This window comes from Paenibacillus sp. J22P165 (assembly GCF_059692015.1).
Genome location: NZ_JCAUAP010000003.1, coordinates 192,737 through 213,001, shown reverse-complemented (window position 1 = coordinate 213,001; position 20,265 = coordinate 192,737). Strand labels below are relative to the sequence as shown.

Here is a 20,265-nt window from a genome sequence, read left to right as displayed (position 1 = left end):
TGCTTATGGTACAATAATTTGATAAAAAGCGAACGAGGGAGAGAGTATCTTGAACTATCGATTAATTGCACTGGATGTTGATGGAACACTTTTGAATGATGATCACGAATTAACGGCTCAAACGATTGAAACCATTCAAGAGGTTCATGATCAAGGCTGCCACATTGTACTATGCACGGGGAGAGCACCAGCTAGCACGTTGCCTATTCTTGAGCAATTAGGCCTAGAAGGAACGATGATCACACATAATGGAGCAGTAACCGTTCATGCGGATGAGCGAGGGCAGTCGTTAGTGAACGAGTTTTCTTTTGAAATTAGCGAAATTGAATCGATGTTGGCTTACGCGCGGCGTGAAGGGATTCATTTTGATGTATGTACGGCTTTCAATATGTATATCGAGCGAGTCGGCGAGTACGAGAAGCAAATGTATAAAAAATTTCTAATCAGTCCTAAACTTGTGACTTCGGTCTCAGAGCTTGGCGTTCCGATTGTTAAATTCACTCTTTTTGCTCAATCTGAGGTTTTGGATCGTGTTCAGCGGGATTGGGAGGAGCAGAAGTTGTATGGACATTTGCGGATGATTCGCAGCGGCGAATTGTTCATTGATGTCATGAGTCCAGAGGCGAACAAGGGGAATGCACTAAAGGCTTTAGCTGCTTCATTAGAGGTTGAATCTCAAGCGATTATGGCGATAGGAAATTACTATAATGATCTGGAAATGATGGCTTTTGCAGGGCTTGGTGTAGCTGTTGAGAACTCACCCAGTGGTGTAAAAGAGGCGGCAGACGCAGTTACAGCTTCTAATAATGATGAAGGCGTACATAAAGCAATTCGAAAGTACTGTTTATAAAATAAAATTCGGATAAAATACCTCGGTTTTTGAGGTTTTTTGTCGTTTTAGGGGTTTTTAGTACTTATTTCCTATGATAGAATGAATGAAAGACTAATAGACGATGGATGTGATATGTAGTGGGGAAAGATGTAAAGTCATATTCTAAGAAAGAAAAAGCAGCGGCGATAATGGTTGGTACTGCAATAATAGCTGCGCCATTTTTATTCGATTCAACACAAGTTGTTGCTCAATCTATCATTGAAACACCACCACCGACAGCACCAGAACCAACGTTTTACGACCCTTATGATAAACTGGGAGATACAATCGTTCCATTATCAGGAGTTACGGATGTACTTGACTTGAGATCGATTTATGGTAATAGTTCTTTTTCCTCATCCTCAAATTTGCGCATAGAGAGCAGCAATGTGAATATTGCCTATGCAGAGGAAGAGTATTGGTCCAAAGGGCTTCTCAAAATTCATCCTGTTGGTGTGGGGCCTGCTACATTTACAGTGTATTTTGGTTATGGCGAAACAGCCCCCAGGGATACATTTCAGGTAACAGTAGACAATACGATTACTTCCGAGAGAAAATATGATATTACGGATACTGTAAAAAAAATGATAACAAACCCGTCAGAATACGCCTCTGCAGATGCTGTTAAAATCCTTCTAGGTAATATTGGTCGAGCTTTGCCACCAGGGACAAAATTAGGCAATCATGCGCCAACGTTAAAATCTAATAATCCTTTCTTTACTAGAGCACTACCTGCTGGAACAACTTCTCCTTTAGGTACTCAGAATTTATCCTCATTTTTCGATGATATAGACGGGGACGTGGTTGAAGTAAGTTTTATTAGTAACTCAGAGGATCCTGTTGCAGATGTAATTTACAACAGCATTGACGGCTGGGTAATTCGCTCACTACATCCAGGAACTGGTTCATTAACTCCTGTCGCGCGTGATGGTCACGGTGGTGTGCTAGTATCAGCGCCTTTTACAATTACAGTGGTTAATCCGCCAACTTCACCAGGAAATCAAGAACCAGTATTTAATTCAGAGTACCATCCAAGTGAGCTAGCTGGGTTTTTATCTGGAACAGACCATGTTTTAAACGTATCGCCTTATTCGGAGTTGGATTTAGATGAACTTTTTTACGATCCGGAAAATGAAGTTCTGACATATGGATTAGATATTAATTATAAAGTTTATTTTAGTGGTGATATGACTGAACCTAGAACCAGCCATTTAACTTTGCCGGGTAGTCATATTGTAAATCTAGCAGTTATTGAACAATTGCTTTCAAATGAGGACTTAGCAGGTTCTGTTAGTATTTCAAAAATAAAAGCTACTGATAAAGGCGGTCTCTTCAAAGAGCAGTCTGTCAATATTCAGTTTAATAATGAGAATAGACTAGATGGAATTCCTAATCAATTTAATATGTACCAATCGAATACTGAAGGAAATAGTGTGTTTACAATCGATCCTTCTCAATATTGGCTATACGAGAATAATCTAGTTGGAATTCAACCGCTAGAAGAGCAACAAGCTGTAACTGCGAGCGAAGTTGAAGGGTTGATTACCTTCAGATCCGTAAATGATTTTGCAGATACGAAAGCTAAATTTCATTTGTTTTCCGCGGAAAATGCGAATACATGGTATCAAAATGATATTGTAGTAAATCTCACACCAAGTCCAAACACGATTAATCTAACTTCGTTATATCCAAATGAGGAGCTGTATTGGGCGGGCATCGAACAGCATTTCTTTGATTACTTCTCATTTACCTCGCAAAGTGGGGTTACCGTTTCCGACATCACTTACGGACTTGAATATGAAAATGATATGTTGAAGGGATTAACTGTATCTTTGAAATCAAATGTTGAACCAGGTAAGGGGATTCAATTTACTTTTGATCCGTTTGTTGGTTCCGTAAGAATGGGTTCTCGCAAATTTACGATTCCAATCGTGAGACGAGTAGATTGATCCAAATGTTAAAACATAAACACATTATTAACCTAATTCAATCCCAAAAGCTTCAAGAAGCCGAAAGCGAACTCTTCCAAGCTATTCGTCTGAACCCACTTGAAGCACAGCTTTGGGTCATGCTAGGCGAAACACTGCTCCTTCAGCAGCAAGCTAGCGCAGCGAAGCGGGTCTTCGACCGGGCTTGGCTGCTGGACCCGCAGGCCAAGTGGGTTAATCACATCTACAAGGCGATGGAGAAAATACCGCATGGCGAGCCGCGCCAAGACATCGAAGATCTTTTGTATGTTCCCAAGGTGACAGTGACCGCGGCGATCTTATCGCACAATGAAGCAGCGAACATTGCGAAATGCATCGTCGCTCTGCAAGGCGCAGTCGATGAAATACTACTCGTGGATTCATCGACAGATGACACTCGTCAGATTGCCCTTCAATATCCGAAGGTAAAGGTTGTCCCGATTGTGTGGGATGATAACTTCGGAGCCGCTCGTAATATCGGTTTACAGCATATTCAATCAGATTGGGTCATATGGATTGATGCTGATGAGGTTCTCATAGCGGAGGATATCAACGCGATTCGCGAGGTTGCCAGCGTTTTCAACCATTCCAAGCTTATCCCGGCTCTGCATGTCTGGCATTTGAATCGAATAAATGGAACCATTCAACATGATTTCTCTCAAGTTCGGATGTTCCCTGCCCAAAGAGGACTCCGTTACTACGGACGCATCCATGAGCAAATTGGTACCACACAAGGTATTTATCAGCCTGATACCTATCGTCGAGCTGTCAAAATCAGACTAGATCACAACGGATATGATCCCGCCGTCATGCAAAGCAAAGGCAAGCTAGAACGCAATCTTCGCCTGCTTAAACTCATGATCGAAGAAGAGCCTGAGAATCCTGGCCACTGGTTATTCTATGGACGCGAATCGCTGGGAATGGGTCTTGAGGAGCAAGCGCTGACAGCGCTGTTAGAAGCTGAAAGCTTGGGATTACAAACGCCTCTTTTTGGCCGTATGTCTGAGATCTACCGACTTCTCATCCAAATCATGATGCAGCGCAAAAACTATTCCGAAGCAGAAGCTTATTGCCACAAAGCGCTTGCGCAGTCGCCTGATTTCCCTGACGCACACTATTTACTAGCGCAAGTCCGGATGAGGCAAGCCGATGAGCTTCTTAAATCAGCGGAAGCGAGTATTAAGCAGTCACTCCAAAGTCTCCCGAATTACCGCGGCAGCGTTAGTGCGGATTATCACATCGGAGAGTGGAAGGCGCCTGCTGCACTTGGAGAGCTGGCTATGCGATCTGGTAAGCTGGCCAGGGCGGAAGAGATTTTCAACATGCTGAAGGATAAACCAGGCGCTATAGAAATGATCGGTGCTAAGCTCCATGCCATTGAAACAGAGCGTCAAAAGCTTATTCATGCGAAGCAATAACCTACCAAATAGAAAGACGATCTCCAAGCCGTTAGGGCTGGAGATCGTCTTTTACGTTTTAGCTATGAATTAGATTACGAATGCGCTAGTGATGATAACAAGAAGGATAAAAAGAACTAATACCGCAGCTGCTGAATTACCTACAACTCCTGACATGGTCATTCCCTCCTTTCGTGATGATTGTTATAAGATAAGATATGTAAGTGGGGGCAGAAGTGTATAGACGAATATCCTGATTACTCATATTTTGGTCGATAATGGGCATGATACTGAAGAATGACACAAGATCTGTAGAGGAGGCGAGTAAGTCGTGGCCGATATTATGCTTAGACCCGACCTGAAAACAGCAGGCGGCGAAGTCTGCGATATTATGTACAATGGGGAGTTTGTCGGTACGTTAACGCTAGTCTACAGGGAATCGGATCGTCTCAAAGGCGCGATTCATCTGGAGCAGCAATCCATTACGATTGTGAATAAGCAGGCGGTTTATGATTTTGCACAGTCCTATATTCAGGATGTGATTGACGCACTTGGAATCGCCGAGTGTGAGGTAACCGTCAGCTATAGTGACTATGACTTCGTGATTGTGACGGACCATGCGGTTCAGCCATCACCATTTCAAGAGGATTTTATAAACAGTGTAGATCTCCTACATGATGATGAGCTGGATTACTCCTGGTTAAGGGAAGATCTCAGCTTGGATGATCAGGAGTCTGAGATGTTCCCCGAGCAGCTGGATATGCTAGAAGAACGCAAGAAAGAACAGGGTTATGAACTTGTTATTGTGAACGAAAACAGGAGCAGTGTAGAGTATCATGTGTATGATAAGGACGCAGAGCTGATTGCTGAAGCGGTCCTTCACATATATGGGTCAGAGGTGATCGGAGATATTTCATGGAAGTTTGATCCATTTGATGAAGAGATGGACATTGTCACGGAGTTGATGGTTGAAGACTTTAATGAAGAGCAAACGGATTCGTTCGTGTTCCATATGGTTTATAACGGAGAAACGGTGGATACGGTGGAATTAACGCATATTGATATGCTGGATTTGGTCGAAGATATCCAGTCAGAAGATGATATGTGGATTCCAATGCGAGATGACTATGCCATTGTTCTGGTCAGAGACGATTTGGATACGTTATCGTATGAGATTTATCAAACATCGTATGGTGATTTACCGATCGGAACCGCTACGGTGGATATTAGTTCGCGGCAGCTGACCGGCTTTATTGATTTTCGTGAGCCCGGAGATTCCGATGATCGGGAATTAATTGCGACTTTGTTGTTAGATGAGCTTGATAAAGAAAAAGAATATGAAACCTTCAATTTATCTATGTTATATCGGAATAAATTGATCGACGAAATATTGTTTGAAACCGAACAATATCACTAATACACAAAAAAGGCATGATCTCTCATCCTAACATGAGAGTCATGCCTTTTCATTCATTTTATAAGATTAGAACGTGTTAGAAACTGTGATTTGATCAAGGGACAAACGGCCTGCAGAACGTGCTGGAGTAGCAGCTAGACCAACAGAGATCAACATAACTGGTACATAGCGCGCTGGAACATTGAATGCTTCAACGAATTTAGCAGCATCATAACCACCCATTGGGCAAGTGTCATAGCCAAGCGCTTTAGCAGCAAGCATCAAGTTCATAGCAGCCAAAGAACCGTTACGGATAGCTTCATCACGAGCAACTTGTGGGTATTGGTAGGCACCTTCAATTTGTGCAACGAGTGTATCCATCACAGCTTGTGGAAGGAAACCTCCAGCTACAGCAGGACCGAAAACAGCTTGCGCGTTTTTGTTCGCTTCAAGATCACCAAGAACAGCAATAACAACGGAGCTTTCCACGATTTGTTTTTGACCATAAGCGATTGGAAGTAATTTTTCTTTTTGAGCTTGGTCGTCGATTACAAGGAGTTTCCAATGTTGAAGATTCCAAGAAGATGGTGCTAGGGAAGCTGAAGTTAGAATTTGCTCAAGATCAGCTTGTGGGATTGTGTGCCCAGCTTGGTATTGTTTAACGGAATGACGATCTTCAATAACTTTTAAAACTTCATTTTGTACTTGTGTGCTCATTAAGGATCCCTCCAAGGATATAAATTAGTTCTATATATGGTTGCTCAGTCGCCAAAATCGTATGCGTTAGTGTTTGCTAGTCAAACTGCTAACTGTATACAACACGGTAACAATTTACTGTAATCATAAATGTTATAGTTCGTATTGTCAAGAGAGTCTTTCCCGTTGTCGTAAAATGTTGGATAATGGAAAAAGAAAGGGGTTGTCCTCTTGAAATTAACGCAAAAAGAGTTAAATCACCTTGTTTTTTTAAGCGAAGTCGTGTTGACAGGGAAAAAGAAGAGTCTGATGGATGAAACTCTGCAATGCTTACTCTATATTGTAAAATCACTCGAGGAAGTCGAGCTTCCTGATTCTGTCGTTGGACAAATTGAGCGGTTAACTGCTTTAATTGAGGCAGACTTGCGTGATGAGAATGAACGGATGCAAGAAATCCGCGGACACCTAGACTGGATATCAAAGAAAGAGCGAAATTCTTCCATGCCATCCTAGTAAGGTGACAAACTGTCTATTTATGATATAATGTAGAGTACTGTTTTTTTCGAATAGATGAGGTGATAATAATGAGCTATGAAATCCCAAGAAATGTGCAAGAGTTGGGGCGTGACATCCAAGAGAACCAATTGAAATATCACCATAAATCCGTTTTGATTTCCAAAGAGTTTACGTTTGATAGTGCGCATCATCTGCATTGTTATGAGGGAAAATGTAAAAGTCTACATGGACATACTTATAAGCTGCAAGTGATTATGCGGGGAAAAGTAGATAGCCGAGGGATCGCAATTGATTTTGGAGATATTAAACGTATAGCGAAAGAACGTGTGATTGATCGCTTGGATCACCGGTATTTGAACGATGTGCTGCCGCCTATGAATACCACGGCTGAGAATATGGTGGTTTGGATTTATGAAGAAATTCACCAGGCACTGCTTGATGAGAATCTGTATCCAGCCATTTCATTGGACGAGATTCGTCTCTGGGAAACGCCGACTAGCTATGCAGCCATCACTCGCTCGATGATGGAGGAGGATCTGTAATGCGTGATATCCGCATTCCCATGGTCGAGATCTTCGAGACGGTTGAAGGGGAGGGAACCCGTGCGGGGTTCCCGACGATCTTCGTCCGTCTTTTTGGTTGCAACCTGCGCTGTTCATGGTGTGATACGACGTACAGCTACCCACCCGCGGAAGCGGAGAACGTTATGACCATTGCTGAGATTATCAGCAAGGTTCAGACCTTCCGCTCCCGGCATATTTGCCTGACAGGCGGCGAGCCGCTTCTGTACGGCAACAAATCGCTTGCGCTGATCGAGGCGCTCGCTGAACTCGAGCAGGTCGATGACCTGCACATCGAAACGAATGGTGCGATTGATCTCGCCCCATTTATCTCACAAGTATCTTCACCGAAGGTGCGTTACGTGATGGACTTCAAGTTGCCGGATTCCGGTGAAATGGATCAGATGATTTACAGCAATTTCGAGCTGCTGCGCGAGCAGGATGAGTTGAAGTTCGTGATCGGCAGCGATCTCGATTTCCAGACGGCAGTCGATGTACTTCAGAAGTATCCGACCAAGGCGCTGCCTATGTTCAGTCCCGTGTGGGAGACGATGCCGCCGCGTAAGTTAGTTGACTTGATGCTAGCAGAAGGATTATCGAAGGTGAAGTTGAATATGCAACTTCACAAAATTATTTGGGACCCAGCGATGCGAGGCGTCTAGCCTTTCAGGCATTGTACGCGATGTGTACAATGCCATTTTCAAATTCTATGAAAGAGGTACTGATGACCATGAGTGAAAATAACAAAAGAGCCGTTATTATTCTTAGCGGCGGTTTAGATAGTACGACATGTATGGGATTAGCCAAGGAGGCAGGCTATGACTTGTTTCCGATTTCTTTTGACTATGGACAGCGTCACAAGATTGAAATTGAGAATGCCAAGCTAGTTGCTGAGCATTATGGTGTTGCAGCGCGTCATAAAATCATCAAGCTGGATTTCCTGCGAGATTTCGGTGGCAGTGCTCTGACAGACGATTCAATTGATGTTCCCAATGTGACGAATGCTCCTGAGACTGAAGAAATTCCAGTGACTTACGTACCGGGGCGGAATCTATTATTTCTCTCCATTGCTACATCGTATGCAGAAGTGACAGGCTCTCAGGCCATTTATATCGGTGTTAATGCGTTAGATTACAGCGGATATCCGGATTGTCGTCCTGAATTTATCCATAAGGTAGAAGAAGTAATCGCATTGGCTACTAAGGTTGGGGTGGAAGGAAAGGGCATTACGATTGAAACGCCTTTGATTTCTTGGACGAAAGCGAAGATCGTGGAAGAAGGCTTGAAAATCGGCGTACCTTATGAACTGACAACGTCTTGCTACAATGGGAAAGCAGAAGCTTGTGGCGAATGCGACAGCTGCCGATTGCGGTTAAAAGGCTTTGAAGAGGCGGGCTCCAAGGATCCAATCGTTTATCTGACCTAACTGTATGGTGCAAGAAAGGCGGAACAAGCATGACTCGTATTATGGTTGTTGATGATGACGCAGATATCCGAGAGCTGATTCGCGTTTATTTGGCAGGGGAAGGCCTAACGGTTGTGCAAGCTAGTAATGGCCAAGAGGCGTTAAGTCTTATGGAGGCGTTGCCTGCTGACTTAGTCGTACTGGATGTCATGATGCCTCTGATGGACGGCTGGGAGCTGTGCCGCGAACTAAGGTCTCATTACCCAGAGCTGCCCCTACTGATGGTGACGGCGAAGAGTGAGTCTGTTCATAAGGTGAAGGGCTTCCAGCTCGGCACCGACGATTACTTAGTAAAGCCTTTTGATCCCGTAGAGTTAGTCATGAGAGTCAAAGCACTGTTGAAGCGATATCGCATTCATTCATCTCAAGTCATTCTCATTGGCGGGATGACGATTGATCGTACAACCTATGAGGTTCGCTACCAGGATCAGCGGATTACACTGCCATTGAAGGAATTTGAGCTTCTCTATAAGTTTGCAAGTCATACAGGGCAAATATTTACGCGCACACAGCTGATTGAGCAAATTTGGGGGATGGATTACGAAGGCGATGATCGAACGGTTGATGTCCACATCAAACGTCTGCGTGAACGCTTTGAACCCTACTCGGATGGTTTTCAAATTACAACGATACGCGGCTTAGGGTACAGGCTTGAGGTCAAGGTATGATCAAATCGCTATATTTGCGTGTGGTTGTAACCTTTCTAGCGATTGTAGTCGTCAGTGTTCTTGTCGCTTTTCCACTGGCTATGTACTTTTTTACGAATATGATTTCGACGCAATTTCAATCTGAGATGTTAGCCGTTGGACGTCAAATTGTTACGTTAAGCAATGAAGTGCAGCCAAAAAACCTGTATTCCTTTGTAACTGGGAGCAATCGACTGAACGAAAATTATTTATTCACTTTATTTGATTCCAAAGGTGATTCGTTTGGGGATATTCCTACTGTAAAAGGAAAGCCGCGCATTCAGTCATCCGAGGTTGCTGACGTTTTAAAGGGGCATATTTATAAAAGCTTGGATTTCAGTGCACCGTTACGTGGGATTAACGGCATTAAAGTCGGCGTTCCGCTGATCGTGGGTGATCAGAGCTACGCGTTATTCATACATACCAATATTACAGATGCTGCACGCAGACAACTGCAGACTTTGATTGTATCTGTTCTTACCATCGTTTTGGTTGTAGGGAGCTTACTTATTCTCATTGCTTCGCGTTATTTAGTAAATCCCTTGAAAAAGCTGACCATAGCGACAGAGAAGCTGGCTCGAGGCAATTTTAATGTCAACGTAAACGTGAATAACAAAGACGAATTGGGTATGCTCGCTGAAAGCTTCAACCATATGGCTGGAGAGCTTAAGCAGCTGGAGCAGATGAGACAGGATTTCGTTTCAAATGTGTCCCATGAGATTCAATCGCCGTTAACATCGATTCGGGGGTTTTCCAAAGCGTTAAGGGAGTCGGATATCGCTGAAAATGATCGCATCAAATATTTGGAGATCATTGAACGTGAGAGTGAACGTCTTTCGCGTCTGAGTGAAAATTTACTGAAACTCGCCTCCTTAGAATCGGAGCATCATCCTTTTCATCCCTCCATTTATGACTTGGATGAGCAACTGAGACGGATTGTCGTTTTCTATGAACCGCAATGGTCTGCGAAAGAACAGGATATGGATTTGGCCCTGCCTCGTGTGAAAATATTTGCGGATGCGGATCAATTAAGTCAAGTGTGGATGAATGTGATTGGTAATGCGATCAAATTCACGCCTACAGGTGGACATATTTTTATCAAGCTTGTTCCACTGCGAGACAGGGTTCAGATATGGATTCAGGATAACGGCATGGGTATTGCGGAAGAGGAACAGGGTCGTATTTTCGACCGCTTCTATAAGGTAGATCAGGCAAGGCAACGTGATAGCGGCAGCGGCCTGGGGCTTGCAATTGTTCGTAAAATCATTGATATGCATGATGGAACGATTGAGGTTCAAAGTGAGGAAGGCAAAGGCACGCTATTTCTTATCGTTCTACCAACGACCCATTCACCAACTAAAAAGAGTTAAATGAGAAAACTTGGTAATGTTCACCAAGTTTTTTTACTTTGTTCATATTGAGTTCATATTGAACCTGTATCTTTAATTCACAATCATTAGTTGAGGGGAGTACAGGAATGAATCGACTCACACATTTTTCGATGAAAAACGTTTCCGCGTTATTCATCATCATGATCATGCTTTTTGTAGGCGGCTTGTATTCAGCAACACAGCTTAAGGAAGAGAACATGCCGAACGTTTCCTTCCCGGTTGTGGCCGTTACAACGACCTACACGGGCGCACCAAAAGACGTTATGGACGAAGTTACGGTACCCATTGAGAAGAAGTTGGCGAATCTAGAAGATTTAGATTCCATGCAATCAACTTCCAGTGATAACTTCTCTATGGTTATTATTTTCTTCAAACAAAATGTCGATATCGACAAAAAGAAGCAAGCTGTACAGGATGCATTGTCTACGGTTTCCTTACCAGCAACAGCAGCTGCGCCTAAAGCTTCTACCTTCGGTGCGGCATCGTTCCCTTCGAATTATTTAGTCGCTTATGCGAACGAGGGTGTCAGCCAAACAGAGCTTGATAAAACGTTCAAAGACACGATTAAACCAGGTCTTGAGGGTATCAAAGGGATCGACCACATGGACATTATCGGTGCCAGAGATACCTCGCTCGATATCGAGCTAGATGCTTCAGCGCTAGATGTATATGGTTTATCACCAGGCATGGTGAGCAATGCGATTAATACCGCGGCAACGAAAACACCAATCGGTTCAGTAGAAATCGATGGCAATAGCAAAATGACTCGGGTTACAGGTAATTTATCCAGTTTGTTTGATCTCCAAAAGGTAGAGATTACTACCCCAACGGGTGCCATTGTTACCTTGGATCAAGTCTCCAAAGTAAAGGCCATTACGGAATCAGACTTCAATGGACGTCTCGATGGCAAACCAGCGATCGGTATGATTTTATACAAAGCTGGCAGTGCGAACGCGGTTGAATTCTCAGATGAAATTGAGAAGAACATTACGGAATGGAAAACAACAATACCGAACATTACATTTAAAAGCACCTTCGACAGTGCCGATCAAATCAAAGAATCCATCTCTGGACTTGTCCGTGAAGGGATTGTAGGGGCAGTCCTTGCTTCCCTAATGATTCTAATATTCTTACGGAATGTACGTATGACACTCATCGTCCTCGTCTCGATTCCGCTCTCCATTTTGATCACATTATTATTAATGTCGACGTTAGACCTCACGCTCAATACGATGACACTTGGTGGTATATTTATCGCGGTTGGACGGGTTGTCGATGACTCGATTGTTGTAATTGAAAACATTTATGCTTCCTTAGAAAAAGCACAGGAGCGCAAAGAGTCTGTTATTGCTTTAGCAACGAAACAGGTTTCGATGGCGATTACGTCGTCTACCTTGGCTACTGTTGGGGTATTTGCTCCACTTGCTTTGGTAACAGGGGTTGTAGGTGGTTTCTTCCGACCTTTCGCTCTAACGATCGCGTGTGCACTTCTTTCATCCTTAATCGTAGCTTTAACGGTTATTCCGATGCTCTCGAAATTACTTGTGCTGCGCAGTAAACCAGGTAAGGTTCAACATGATGAATCTGCACCAACGAAGTTAACGATGTTTTATGAAAAAGCACTAACGTGGAGCTTGAAAAATAAGATTAAAACGCTATTAGTAGCACTAGTCTTGCTTGTTGGGACAATGGCTGGAACGATACCATTCTTATCTGTATCCTTTTTGCCGGCATCAGCTGCATCACATATCATGTATTTCCAATTAAAATTGCCTTATTCTACTTCATTTGATGCAACAGATAGCAAAACGAAAGAAATTGAAACAGTATTGTTAGACTTGAAGGATTCAAAAGGCGAGCCTGTATTTAAATTTGTTGAGGCTTTAGTAGGTTACGCTGGCAAAGATGATGAGCAGATTCCGTATGCATCTCAGATTTTCCTTGAAGTCAATGAGAATGTGGATCCTGTAAAAGTACAAGAGCAAACGACCGCTTATATTTTATCGGAGCTGCCGAATGGTTCGGAAGTTGAGCCTAAATCTATGGAAGGTGATTTCGGCGTATCGAGTACGGACTTCGCTTACACACTCCAAGGTGATGATCAGCTTCAATTAGAGAAGGCCGCTAGAATGGTGAAAGATAAATTGAATACTTTCCCTGAGCTTGCCGAAGTTGAAGATAATTTGAGCGATGCCAAAACAGAAATTGAAATTGCCGTTGATCAGAAGAAGGCTAGAGCCTACGGCTTAAGCGCTGCATCCGTTCGAGATGCGGCAAGGACATGGATTTCAAAGCAAAATCTAGGCGATATGAAATTTGATAATATTGTCTATACAACAACAGTTTCCTTAGATAAATCAGACAGAGATTCCCTTGAGAAACTGGGCAATATTCCGTTAACGGCTCAGAATGGCTCGACCATTCTTTTGAAGGAAGTCGCCAAAATCAATGAAACGAAAGGCGCTGCTTCCCTTGCTAGGGAAAATCAGTCGCAGCTCGTGAAAGTTTCTGCCAAAATTAATTCAGACAATAAGACAGCTGTAAGTGCGAAGTTAGCTACAGCTCTGAAGGAGCTTGAGCTTCCTGAGGGTGTTACACCGCAAATCTCGGGTGTATCCGATGATGTAAATGAAAGCTTTACTCAGTTGTTCGTTGCAATGGCTGCAGCCATTTTCGTTGTTTACTTGATTATGGTATTAGCATTCGGAAATGCAAGTGCACCATTCGCGATTTTGTTCTCACTTCCACTAGCTGTTATCGGTGGTCTGCTTGGCCTCGTTATTGCTAGAGAACCATTAACCGTCACTTCCTTAATTGGATTCCTGATGTTGATTGGTATCGTTGTTACGAATGCGATTGTATTAATTGACCGTGCTCAACAGCTGCGCGAAGAAGGCTACACAGTTCGTCATGCGCTGATTGAAGCAGGTAAAATAAGACTTCGTCCGATTATCATGACTGCCGGGGCAACCATTATGGCGTTAGTACCACTGGCGCTAGGGATCTCAGCAGAAGGCGGATTGATCGGTAAAGGCCTTGGGGTTGTTGTTATCGGTGGTTTGATTACCTCGACACTCTTGACGCTAGTCGTTGTACCTATTATTTACGAGTTGATTGAAAGTATGAAAAACCGCATTAGCAACATGTTTAATCGGAAAAAAGGTAAAGAAAAAATGACAACGAGTCCGTTAGAGGTATAAGGAGGCACATCGATGATTAACGAAGGTTTACGAAGAGGGCATAGCAAATATCGCTGGATGGGGGTCATCACGCTGTTAACCGCAGCGACGGTATTGGCGACAGCCTGCTCTGCACCAGGTGCTAAGGATGCGGCAACCGTACAGTTAACGCCTAAAGCGGTCAAAACGGAAGTAATCAAGCTTCAGAAAATAAGTAATCCGATTGAACAGGTGGCAGATGTTATAGCTGGAACAACGCTTGATGTGGTAGCAAAAGCAAGCGGTGAAGTTACTGAGGTTCTGAAGAAACGAGGCGAATATGTAACGAAAGGCGATGTCCTTTTCGTTATTGATAACAAAGATGCGCTATCGAATAAGCGCAAAAGCGAGCTTCAAGTGAAGAGTACGCAGGATTCTTTGCAGCAAGCGAGAGATAACAAAGTGAACAATCGTAAGGATCTTGCAGATAATGTTGCTCGTACGGAAACAGCTCTGAAGAACGCGCAGCAGGATTACAACAAAATTAGAAATGATTTTGAAGCGGGTGTAGTTGTTCAACGTCAGGTAGATCAAGTCAAACAAGCGCTCGATAATGCTCAAATGAGCTTAGATGCCGCAAAAAGTAAGCTATCATCTTTTGATAATACGGACTCTGTTTCTTCTATTCTGACGCAAGCAGAATCTGCGAATCTGACGTTGGAAGATGCAACTCGCGCCTTAGACAATTATGAAGTGAAAGCTCCAGGCAACGGTATTCTAACCGATTTCACTGTCGTTGTTGGCCAAACAGCATCTGCACAGGCAGGAAAGGTTGGTCAAATTCAGCAGATCGATCCGATCAAAATCAAAACAGAGCTAGCTGAAACGAACTACCAACTTGTGAAAAACAAGAAGGAGCTCGTGTACTATAATCCGAATACGCCTGATAAAAAAGGCACAGCTAAGATTAGCTACTTAGCGCCAATCATGAGTGCAGCATCCAAAACGTATACGCTGGAATTGGAAGTTCCGAATCCTGATCGTACGATTCAACCAGGTGTTCGTTATCAAGTCCAATTGACAACGGAGACGGAAGAGAAAGTTGCTGTCGTGCCTACACTTAGTATCATCCGTGAAGAATCCGATACCTTCGTATTCGTTCAGCAGGGTGACCAATATATGAAACGGAAAGTGAAGCTTGGACGTATCAATGGTGAATTCCAAGAAGTACTGGAAGGCGTTAAAGAAGGCGACCAACTCGTCATCAGTGGACAGAACACGTTGAAAGACGGTCAAAAGGTTAATACTCCAGCTGCATCAGCTCAACCAACGACAACACCAGCAGCAAAGTAACATCACTGAAATTCATAATGAAGGAGATCTTATAGATGAAAAAGAGACCATGGAAATCGAGTATAACCGCTATTATGCTGGGAGCAATGATCGTTCAAGGAGGTACCGCAGCATGGGCTGCGGAGCCTCCCGCCGCAGTAGTAGCAGCACCTTCTGTCAATTATGGTTTGACGAATGATATTCGTGCCGCTGTCAAAAGCGTTGCAGAAACACCGACAGCGACAGGTTCACAGCTTGCTGTGACTGTTCGCTTGTACAACGGTGGTACAACCTTAAATCGTGTTCCAGAGCACGAGCTTCGTGTACAAACTGCGAGTGGGATTTCTTACACGTTGAAACCGAGCGCAAGCAATAAAGCTTCTTTGCAACCAAAAGAAATTGCAGAACTTGTTTATTTTGCAGCAATTGATTCCAAGGAAATTGGTAAAATTGAAGGTATTTCCTTCGTGAATGTTGATTTATATACCTATCCGAAGGTAGAGACTACGCTGCTTTCGATGCCAACCAGTCAAGTATGGTATGGCGGCATAGGAAGCGCGGCGCTTGAAAGCATCACTAACGTACAATGGGGCGGAGCTTTCATTATTCATGGTGTGAATTCAGGGCTTACGTATGCGCCTGTTGAAGCATCGATCCAGAACACGCAAACAGGTCGCGTAGCGGTAGTTACTGTGCTTGTGAACAATTCTGGAGCGGGTCGTGAAACCGTTCCTGCTTTCAGAATCGATGCGCAGTCCGAAACGAAGAATTACGAGGGCAAACGTACGGAAACAGCTCCAGTTGTTGTGAGCCCGGGTGAGAATACTTTAATCCATTACGCGATCCCTGTTGAGAATGGTGTGACACTTGCGAATTTGGTCGTGCTTTCGACAGAAACGTTTGTCCCGAAAGAGGGAGGACAACCTACGGAGCTAGCAACAGCTAAAGTGGGTATCAATTGGCCAGTGGATGGAAGTCCAGCGGCAGCAGCGTATACGATCGGTCAACCCATTCCTTTCAATGCGGCTGCGAAATCAATTAGTAAGTTTATGCAAGCGTCTTTGATGGAGCTTCATCTACATGAGAATCCAGGTGAGGGGTATAAGACAGCCGTAGCGAAGTTCAAATTAACGAACACGAGCACAACGCCAGTCGTTACGCCACCGTTCCTATCGGAATTAACGAATGAGCAAGGTGTTACGTATCAAGGTGCACGTCAAACGAACGTGACAAACTTGATGAATCCTGGCTTAAGTTATGTTGTCAGCTATTCTTATATTGTTCCTCAATCTGAGGATGGTGAAAGTTTCACTTTGAAAATATTAGATGGTCAGACTGCAGCACCGTATACACAAACGATTGCCGCTTTGACAACGGAAGCTCAGAAGGAAACAACGGATGCTCCTATTGCCATGTATCCGTTTGACTTGAAAATTAACGATATCTCAACGAGTATGCAAACGACGGCACAATTGACTTACACGTACAAACTGAGAATGGATTTAAGCATTACACAGCAGGAAGATGTCGTTGTTGACAGCAATTTCTCCAAACTAAGATTTGAAATTGTCGATCCAGCGGGACGAGTCGTTGGTGCCAAGGATGCTTCCTTCGCAGGGCCTAACAAATTAGTGAGTGGCGTACAAACCATGGATGTATCGAATTTCTCATCTGAGCAATTCAGCTATCCATTCACAATCAATGTGTACGAAACCATTGAAACGCAGAACGGCACAGCGAAACGGTTACTTAAAGTGATCAAATAGGTTTTAATATGGAAGGGCAGTCTCTCTAGTAGAAGATAATTCTACAAGAGGGACTGCCCTTTATTTACGTTGTATACGGTTATTGTTTCACCCTTGCTTTCACGGATTTGGCATAATCAGAGGGTGACATACCGACGGTTTTCTTAAAATCCCTTGAAAAGTAATGAATGCTGGTATAGCCTAACAAATTGGCAATTTCGGTAATGTTATAAGGACCTTCGCGCATATAAGTTTTGGCTTGCTCAATTTTGAGCGATTTGAAAGCCTCCATGACGCCCATCCCTCTTTGGGATTGGAAAAGCTCTTTCATGCGGCTTTTACCTAAATGGAAAGTTTGGCAGAGGTCGTCCAATGTGAAGGAATCGGCAAGATGATCCGTTAAATAACCGATAATCTGACCTACTAATCCATGCTCAGCTTTTTCCTTTTGCAAGGAAGATTGCTTCCATTTTTGCGTGTCTTGAAGGCTAATCGGAGCTTCTTGTTTACGTATGAGTGCAATGAAGAGGATCTCTAAATATGTTTTGATGAGCTGTTCACTAGCAAACGCCGCATCCTTGTTTCTTTCAAGTAAGTGAATGGATGGAGAGTCGAATGGAGGAAGAAAGGCATGGAATCCTTCTTGTGTGATGATCGAAAGCATATTGCGCTCACGATCGCCTAGCGATACGACTTTATTTGCAAGCTTAAACATCGCCTCTGAAGGGCACGCAAAAGCGATGACAATGAGATTAGGCGGCTTATGCTCATGTCTGACATGAACAGTATGGAACTCCTCAGGCTTATGGAAAATCAGTTTCCCCTGCTGAAGGGTATGTATGACATCATCGGCACGGACCTCAACTTCCCCTTTGTCCACGTAGAGAATTTCCCAGAAGTCATGTTGCTCACCATCGAATACAAACCCTTTGGCATATTCAAAATAGTGGAAGGAAATAAGAGCTTCAATCGAAAGTGATTCCTGTAAATAGATCCGTGGGAAATCCATGCTGTCCGTCCTCTCTAGGCGATTTTCTTCCCGATTACAGCCTATTTTACCACATTCAATTTAGCTAAAGTGCAAATATTTCGGCTTAAATGATAAATCAAATGTGACAGCCCTCTTTTATAATAAAGAAAAGAAGCGGAGGGGATTTAACAATGAAAAAAGGGATTAATATTTGGTCATTTCCGGGCTCCATGAGCGTGAAAGATTGTATTACGACTGCGAAAAAAGCCGGGTTTGATGGGATTGAGTTAGCTTTGAACGAAACAGGCGAACTTAGCTTGGAAAGCGCGGAAAGTGAAGTTCGTGCGTACCGTCAACATGCCGACGAAACAGGTATTGAGATAAGCAGCTTAGCTACAGGTCTTTTCTGGTCGTATTCGTTGACAAGCAATGCGCCACATACGCGTCAAAAAGCGAAAGACATCGTAAAGAAGCAGCTTGAGCATGCCGCGGTACTTGGTGTAGACACGATTCTCGTTGTGCCAGGTGCGGTAGGCGTTGATTTCATCCCTGATTCTGAAGTGGTACCTTATGACCAAGCTTATGACTTCTCTCTTGAAGCGTTTCAAGAGCTTTCGAAGGTTGCCGAGTCTTTGAAGATTTCAATTGGGATTGAAAATGTATGGAACAAATTTTTACTATCTCCGCTGGAAATGCGTGATTTCATTGATAAAGTAAATTCTCCTTATGTAGGCGCTTATTTTGATGTAGGGAATGTCATCTTCTCGGGGTACCCTGAGCATTGGATTTCAATTTTGAGCCATCGTATTAAAAAAGTGCATTTCAAAGATTATCGCCGCGCAGCTGGTGGTTTGCATGGTTTCGTAGATCTGCTTGCTGGTGATGTAAATTATCCAGAAGTTATGAAAACTCTTCAATCCATTGGCTATGAAGATTATGTCATCGCTGAGATGATTCCAGGCTATACGCACTTCGGCGAGCAAATTGTCTACAACACATCCGGTGCCATGGATGCTATTCTGGGGAGGAAGTCATCATGTTAAGAATCGGACTAGTTGGATTAGGGTTCATGGGAAGAACACATTTGGAGAATTACGTACGACTCGAAGCAGAAGGTCTTGCGATTAAAGTTGTAGCGTTATGCGATATCGATCCCGTGAAGCTTGAAGGCAACGCAGTTGCAGGAAATATTGCTACAGGTGATTCTGCGATTGATTTCAATCTCTACGCGAAATACACAAGTGTGTCCGAGATGATCGAGAAGGAACAATTGGATTTCGTAGATCTAGCGCTTCCGACGTATTTGCACCGCGATATTACAATTGAGTGTCTAAATAAAGGTCTCCACGTGCTGTGTGAGAAGCCGATGGCATCCAATCCACAAGAGTGTGAAGAGATGATTCAAGCAGCCGAAGCGAATGGGAAACAGCTAATGATCGGACAATGTTTACGCTTCTGGCCAGCTTATGTGTATTTGAAAGATGCTGTTGAGAATGGGACTTACGGCAAAGTAACGAGCGGATATTTCTACCGCGGCGGCGCAACACCGACTTGGGGACCGTGGCTACTCGATAAAGAGAAGAGCGGCGGAGCTTTGTTGGATATGCATGTTCATGATATCGATATGGTCAACTGGTTGTTTGGCAAACCGGAATCCGTTTCCTGTTTGGCCCGTAATGTAGTTCCTGGCAGCGGCTACGATGTCGTGTCTACGAATTATTTGTATGGAGATGGCAAAGTTATCAATGCGCAAGCCGACTGGACGTTAGAAGGCGAGTACGGTTTCGAAATGGTGTACCGCGTCAACTTCGAGAAAGCTAATCTTATTTTCAACGCGAGCGGCTTGAAAGTGAATTTGAATGATGGACCTGGATTCACTCCGGAGCTCTCCCCTGAAATGGGTTACTATTTGGAACTGAAATATTTCGCAGAGACGCTTCTCGCAGGAGAGTCGGTCACAACAGCAACTCCTGGTAGTACTCGTGAAACGATTGAAATTGCTGTGGCTGAGATAGCATCGGCTGATAAGCAAGGGGCTTGGGTCGAAGTGAAGTAAGGGGCAGGATAGAATAGCAATAGCAAAGAACCTTGGATATATAACGATTGAGATTTATT

Annotated in this window: 18 protein-coding genes; 15 read left to right on the top strand and 3 right to left on the bottom strand. The window is 43.6% G+C overall.

Going from position 1 to position 20,265, the window contains the following annotated elements:
- Positions 1-49: 49 nt before the first annotated feature.
- From AC58QM_RS08630 to AC58QM_RS08620, 3 genes are all read left to right on the top strand, one after another.
- Positions 50-850, top strand: a complete 801-nt coding sequence (locus tag AC58QM_RS08630; RefSeq protein ID WP_497283079.1) for a Cof-type HAD-IIB family hydrolase — start codon at positions 50-52, stop codon at positions 848-850.
- A 119-nt stretch (positions 851-969) separates the two neighbouring features.
- Entirely contained in the window at positions 970-2,820 is a 1,851-nt protein-coding gene (locus tag AC58QM_RS08625) for a hypothetical protein (RefSeq protein ID WP_497283078.1), read from the top strand.
- Between the two features lie 5 nt (positions 2,821-2,825).
- Entirely contained in the window at positions 2,826-4,256 is a 1,431-nt protein-coding gene (locus tag AC58QM_RS08620; protein ID WP_497283077.1) for a glycosyltransferase, read from the top strand.
- A 69-nt stretch (positions 4,257-4,325) separates the two neighbouring features.
- Here AC58QM_RS08620 and AC58QM_RS08615 read toward each other — a convergent pair whose 3' ends face one another.
- Positions 4,326-4,412 carry a YjcZ family sporulation protein gene (locus AC58QM_RS08615; protein WP_497283621.1) on the bottom strand — a complete coding sequence of 29 codons (87 nt, stop codon included), beginning with the start codon at positions 4,410-4,412 and terminating at the stop codon, positions 4,326-4,328.
- 154 nt (positions 4,413-4,566) lie between these two features.
- Here AC58QM_RS08615 and AC58QM_RS08610 point away from each other — a divergent pair, with 154 nt between their 5' ends.
- Positions 4,567-5,652 (top strand): hypothetical protein, encoded by a 1,086-nt coding sequence (locus AC58QM_RS08610; protein WP_497283075.1) that lies wholly within the window; start codon positions 4,567-4,569, stop codon positions 5,650-5,652.
- A 66-nt stretch (positions 5,653-5,718) separates the two neighbouring features.
- Here AC58QM_RS08610 and AC58QM_RS08605 read toward each other — a convergent pair whose 3' ends face one another.
- A complete protein-coding gene (locus AC58QM_RS08605) occupies positions 5,719-6,348 on the bottom strand; it encodes a nitroreductase family protein (RefSeq protein ID WP_497283074.1) in 630 nt (209 codons plus the stop codon).
- Between the two features lie 210 nt (positions 6,349-6,558).
- Between AC58QM_RS08605 and AC58QM_RS08600 the strand changes: the two genes are divergently transcribed.
- From AC58QM_RS08600 to AC58QM_RS08560, 9 genes are all read left to right on the top strand, one after another.
- A complete protein-coding gene (locus tag AC58QM_RS08600) occupies positions 6,559-6,840 on the top strand; it encodes a hypothetical protein (protein ID WP_497283072.1) in 282 nt (93 codons plus the stop codon).
- Positions 6,841-6,911: 71 nt separating this feature from the next.
- Complete coding sequence (gene queD / locus AC58QM_RS08595) at positions 6,912-7,385, top strand: 6-carboxytetrahydropterin synthase QueD (protein WP_497283070.1); 474 nt, start codon at positions 6,912-6,914, stop codon at positions 7,383-7,385.
- Positions 7,385-8,065, top strand: coding sequence for a 7-carboxy-7-deazaguanine synthase QueE (locus tag AC58QM_RS08590; protein ID WP_497283068.1), 681 nt, complete (start codon positions 7,385-7,387; stop codon positions 8,063-8,065). The genes queD and AC58QM_RS08590 overlap by 1 nt, the downstream gene beginning before the upstream one ends.
- Before the next feature lie 68 nt (positions 8,066-8,133).
- Positions 8,134-8,829: a 7-cyano-7-deazaguanine synthase QueC gene (queC, locus tag AC58QM_RS08585; RefSeq protein WP_497283067.1), complete on the top strand. Its 696-nt coding sequence runs from the start codon at positions 8,134-8,136 to the stop codon at positions 8,827-8,829.
- 29 nt (positions 8,830-8,858) lie between these two features.
- A complete protein-coding gene (locus AC58QM_RS08580; protein WP_497283065.1) occupies positions 8,859-9,536 on the top strand; it encodes a response regulator transcription factor in 678 nt (225 codons plus the stop codon).
- Positions 9,533-10,924 (top strand): sensor histidine kinase, encoded by a 1,392-nt coding sequence (locus tag AC58QM_RS08575; protein WP_497283064.1) that lies wholly within the window; start codon positions 9,533-9,535, stop codon positions 10,922-10,924. Before AC58QM_RS08580 ends, AC58QM_RS08575 begins: the two co-directional genes overlap by 4 nt.
- Before the next feature lie 107 nt (positions 10,925-11,031).
- A complete protein-coding gene (locus tag AC58QM_RS08570) occupies positions 11,032-14,145 on the top strand; it encodes an efflux RND transporter permease subunit (RefSeq protein WP_497283062.1) in 3,114 nt (1,037 codons plus the stop codon).
- Between the two features lie 12 nt (positions 14,146-14,157).
- Positions 14,158-15,456, top strand: a complete 1,299-nt coding sequence (locus AC58QM_RS08565) for an efflux RND transporter periplasmic adaptor subunit (RefSeq protein ID WP_497283061.1) — start codon at positions 14,158-14,160, stop codon at positions 15,454-15,456.
- 35 nt (positions 15,457-15,491) lie between these two features.
- Positions 15,492-17,201 carry a hypothetical protein gene (locus AC58QM_RS08560; protein WP_497283059.1) on the top strand — a complete coding sequence of 570 codons (1,710 nt, stop codon included), beginning with the start codon at positions 15,492-15,494 and terminating at the stop codon, positions 17,199-17,201.
- A 79-nt stretch (positions 17,202-17,280) separates the two neighbouring features.
- Here AC58QM_RS08560 and AC58QM_RS08555 read toward each other — a convergent pair whose 3' ends face one another.
- Positions 17,281-18,189 carry a helix-turn-helix transcriptional regulator gene (locus AC58QM_RS08555; protein WP_497283057.1) on the bottom strand — a complete coding sequence of 303 codons (909 nt, stop codon included), beginning with the start codon at positions 18,187-18,189 and terminating at the stop codon, positions 17,281-17,283.
- A gap of 152 nt (positions 18,190-18,341) precedes the next feature.
- On the opposite strand from AC58QM_RS08555, the gene AC58QM_RS08550 reads away from it, so the two are divergent.
- Entirely contained in the window at positions 18,342-19,193 is an 852-nt protein-coding gene (locus tag AC58QM_RS08550) for a sugar phosphate isomerase/epimerase family protein (RefSeq protein ID WP_497283055.1), read from the top strand.
- On the top strand, positions 19,187-20,206 hold the full coding sequence (locus AC58QM_RS08545; protein ID WP_497283053.1) for a Gfo/Idh/MocA family protein: 1,020 nt from the start codon (positions 19,187-19,189) through the stop codon (positions 20,204-20,206). The genes AC58QM_RS08550 and AC58QM_RS08545 overlap by 7 nt, the downstream gene beginning before the upstream one ends.
- Positions 20,207-20,265: the final 59 nt, after the last annotated feature.

Excerpts from the sequence above, each read along its gene's own strand:
- AC58QM_RS08620 (WP_497283077.1), top strand. The coding sequence starts at position 2,826 with ATGTTAAAACATAAACACATTATTAACCTAATTCAATCCCAAAAGCTT.
- AC58QM_RS08615 (WP_497283621.1), bottom strand. The coding sequence starts at position 4,412 with ATGTCAGGAGTTGTAGGTAATTCAGCAGCTGCGGTATTAGTTCTTTTT.
- AC58QM_RS08605 (WP_497283074.1), bottom strand. The coding sequence starts at position 6,348 with ATGAGCACACAAGTACAAAATGAAGTTTTAAAAGTTATTGAAGATCGT.
- queD (WP_497283070.1), top strand. The coding sequence starts at position 6,912 with ATGAGCTATGAAATCCCAAGAAATGTGCAAGAGTTGGGGCGTGACATC.
- AC58QM_RS08590 (WP_497283068.1), top strand. The coding sequence starts at position 7,385 with ATGCGTGATATCCGCATTCCCATGGTCGAGATCTTCGAGACGGTTGAA.
- queC (WP_497283067.1), top strand. The coding sequence starts at position 8,134 with ATGAGTGAAAATAACAAAAGAGCCGTTATTATTCTTAGCGGCGGTTTA.
- AC58QM_RS08580 (WP_497283065.1), top strand. The coding sequence starts at position 8,859 with ATGACTCGTATTATGGTTGTTGATGATGACGCAGATATCCGAGAGCTG.
- AC58QM_RS08575 (WP_497283064.1), top strand. The coding sequence starts at position 9,533 with ATGATCAAATCGCTATATTTGCGTGTGGTTGTAACCTTTCTAGCGATT.
- AC58QM_RS08570 (WP_497283062.1), top strand. The coding sequence starts at position 11,032 with ATGAATCGACTCACACATTTTTCGATGAAAAACGTTTCCGCGTTATTC.
- AC58QM_RS08565 (WP_497283061.1), top strand. The coding sequence starts at position 14,158 with ATGATTAACGAAGGTTTACGAAGAGGGCATAGCAAATATCGCTGGATG.
- AC58QM_RS08560 (WP_497283059.1), top strand. The coding sequence starts at position 15,492 with ATGAAAAAGAGACCATGGAAATCGAGTATAACCGCTATTATGCTGGGA.
- AC58QM_RS08555 (WP_497283057.1), bottom strand. The coding sequence starts at position 18,189 with ATGGATTTCCCACGGATCTATTTACAGGAATCACTTTCGATTGAAGCT.
- AC58QM_RS08550 (WP_497283055.1), top strand. The coding sequence starts at position 18,342 with ATGAAAAAAGGGATTAATATTTGGTCATTTCCGGGCTCCATGAGCGTG.
- AC58QM_RS08545 (WP_497283053.1), top strand. The coding sequence starts at position 19,187 with ATGTTAAGAATCGGACTAGTTGGATTAGGGTTCATGGGAAGAACACAT.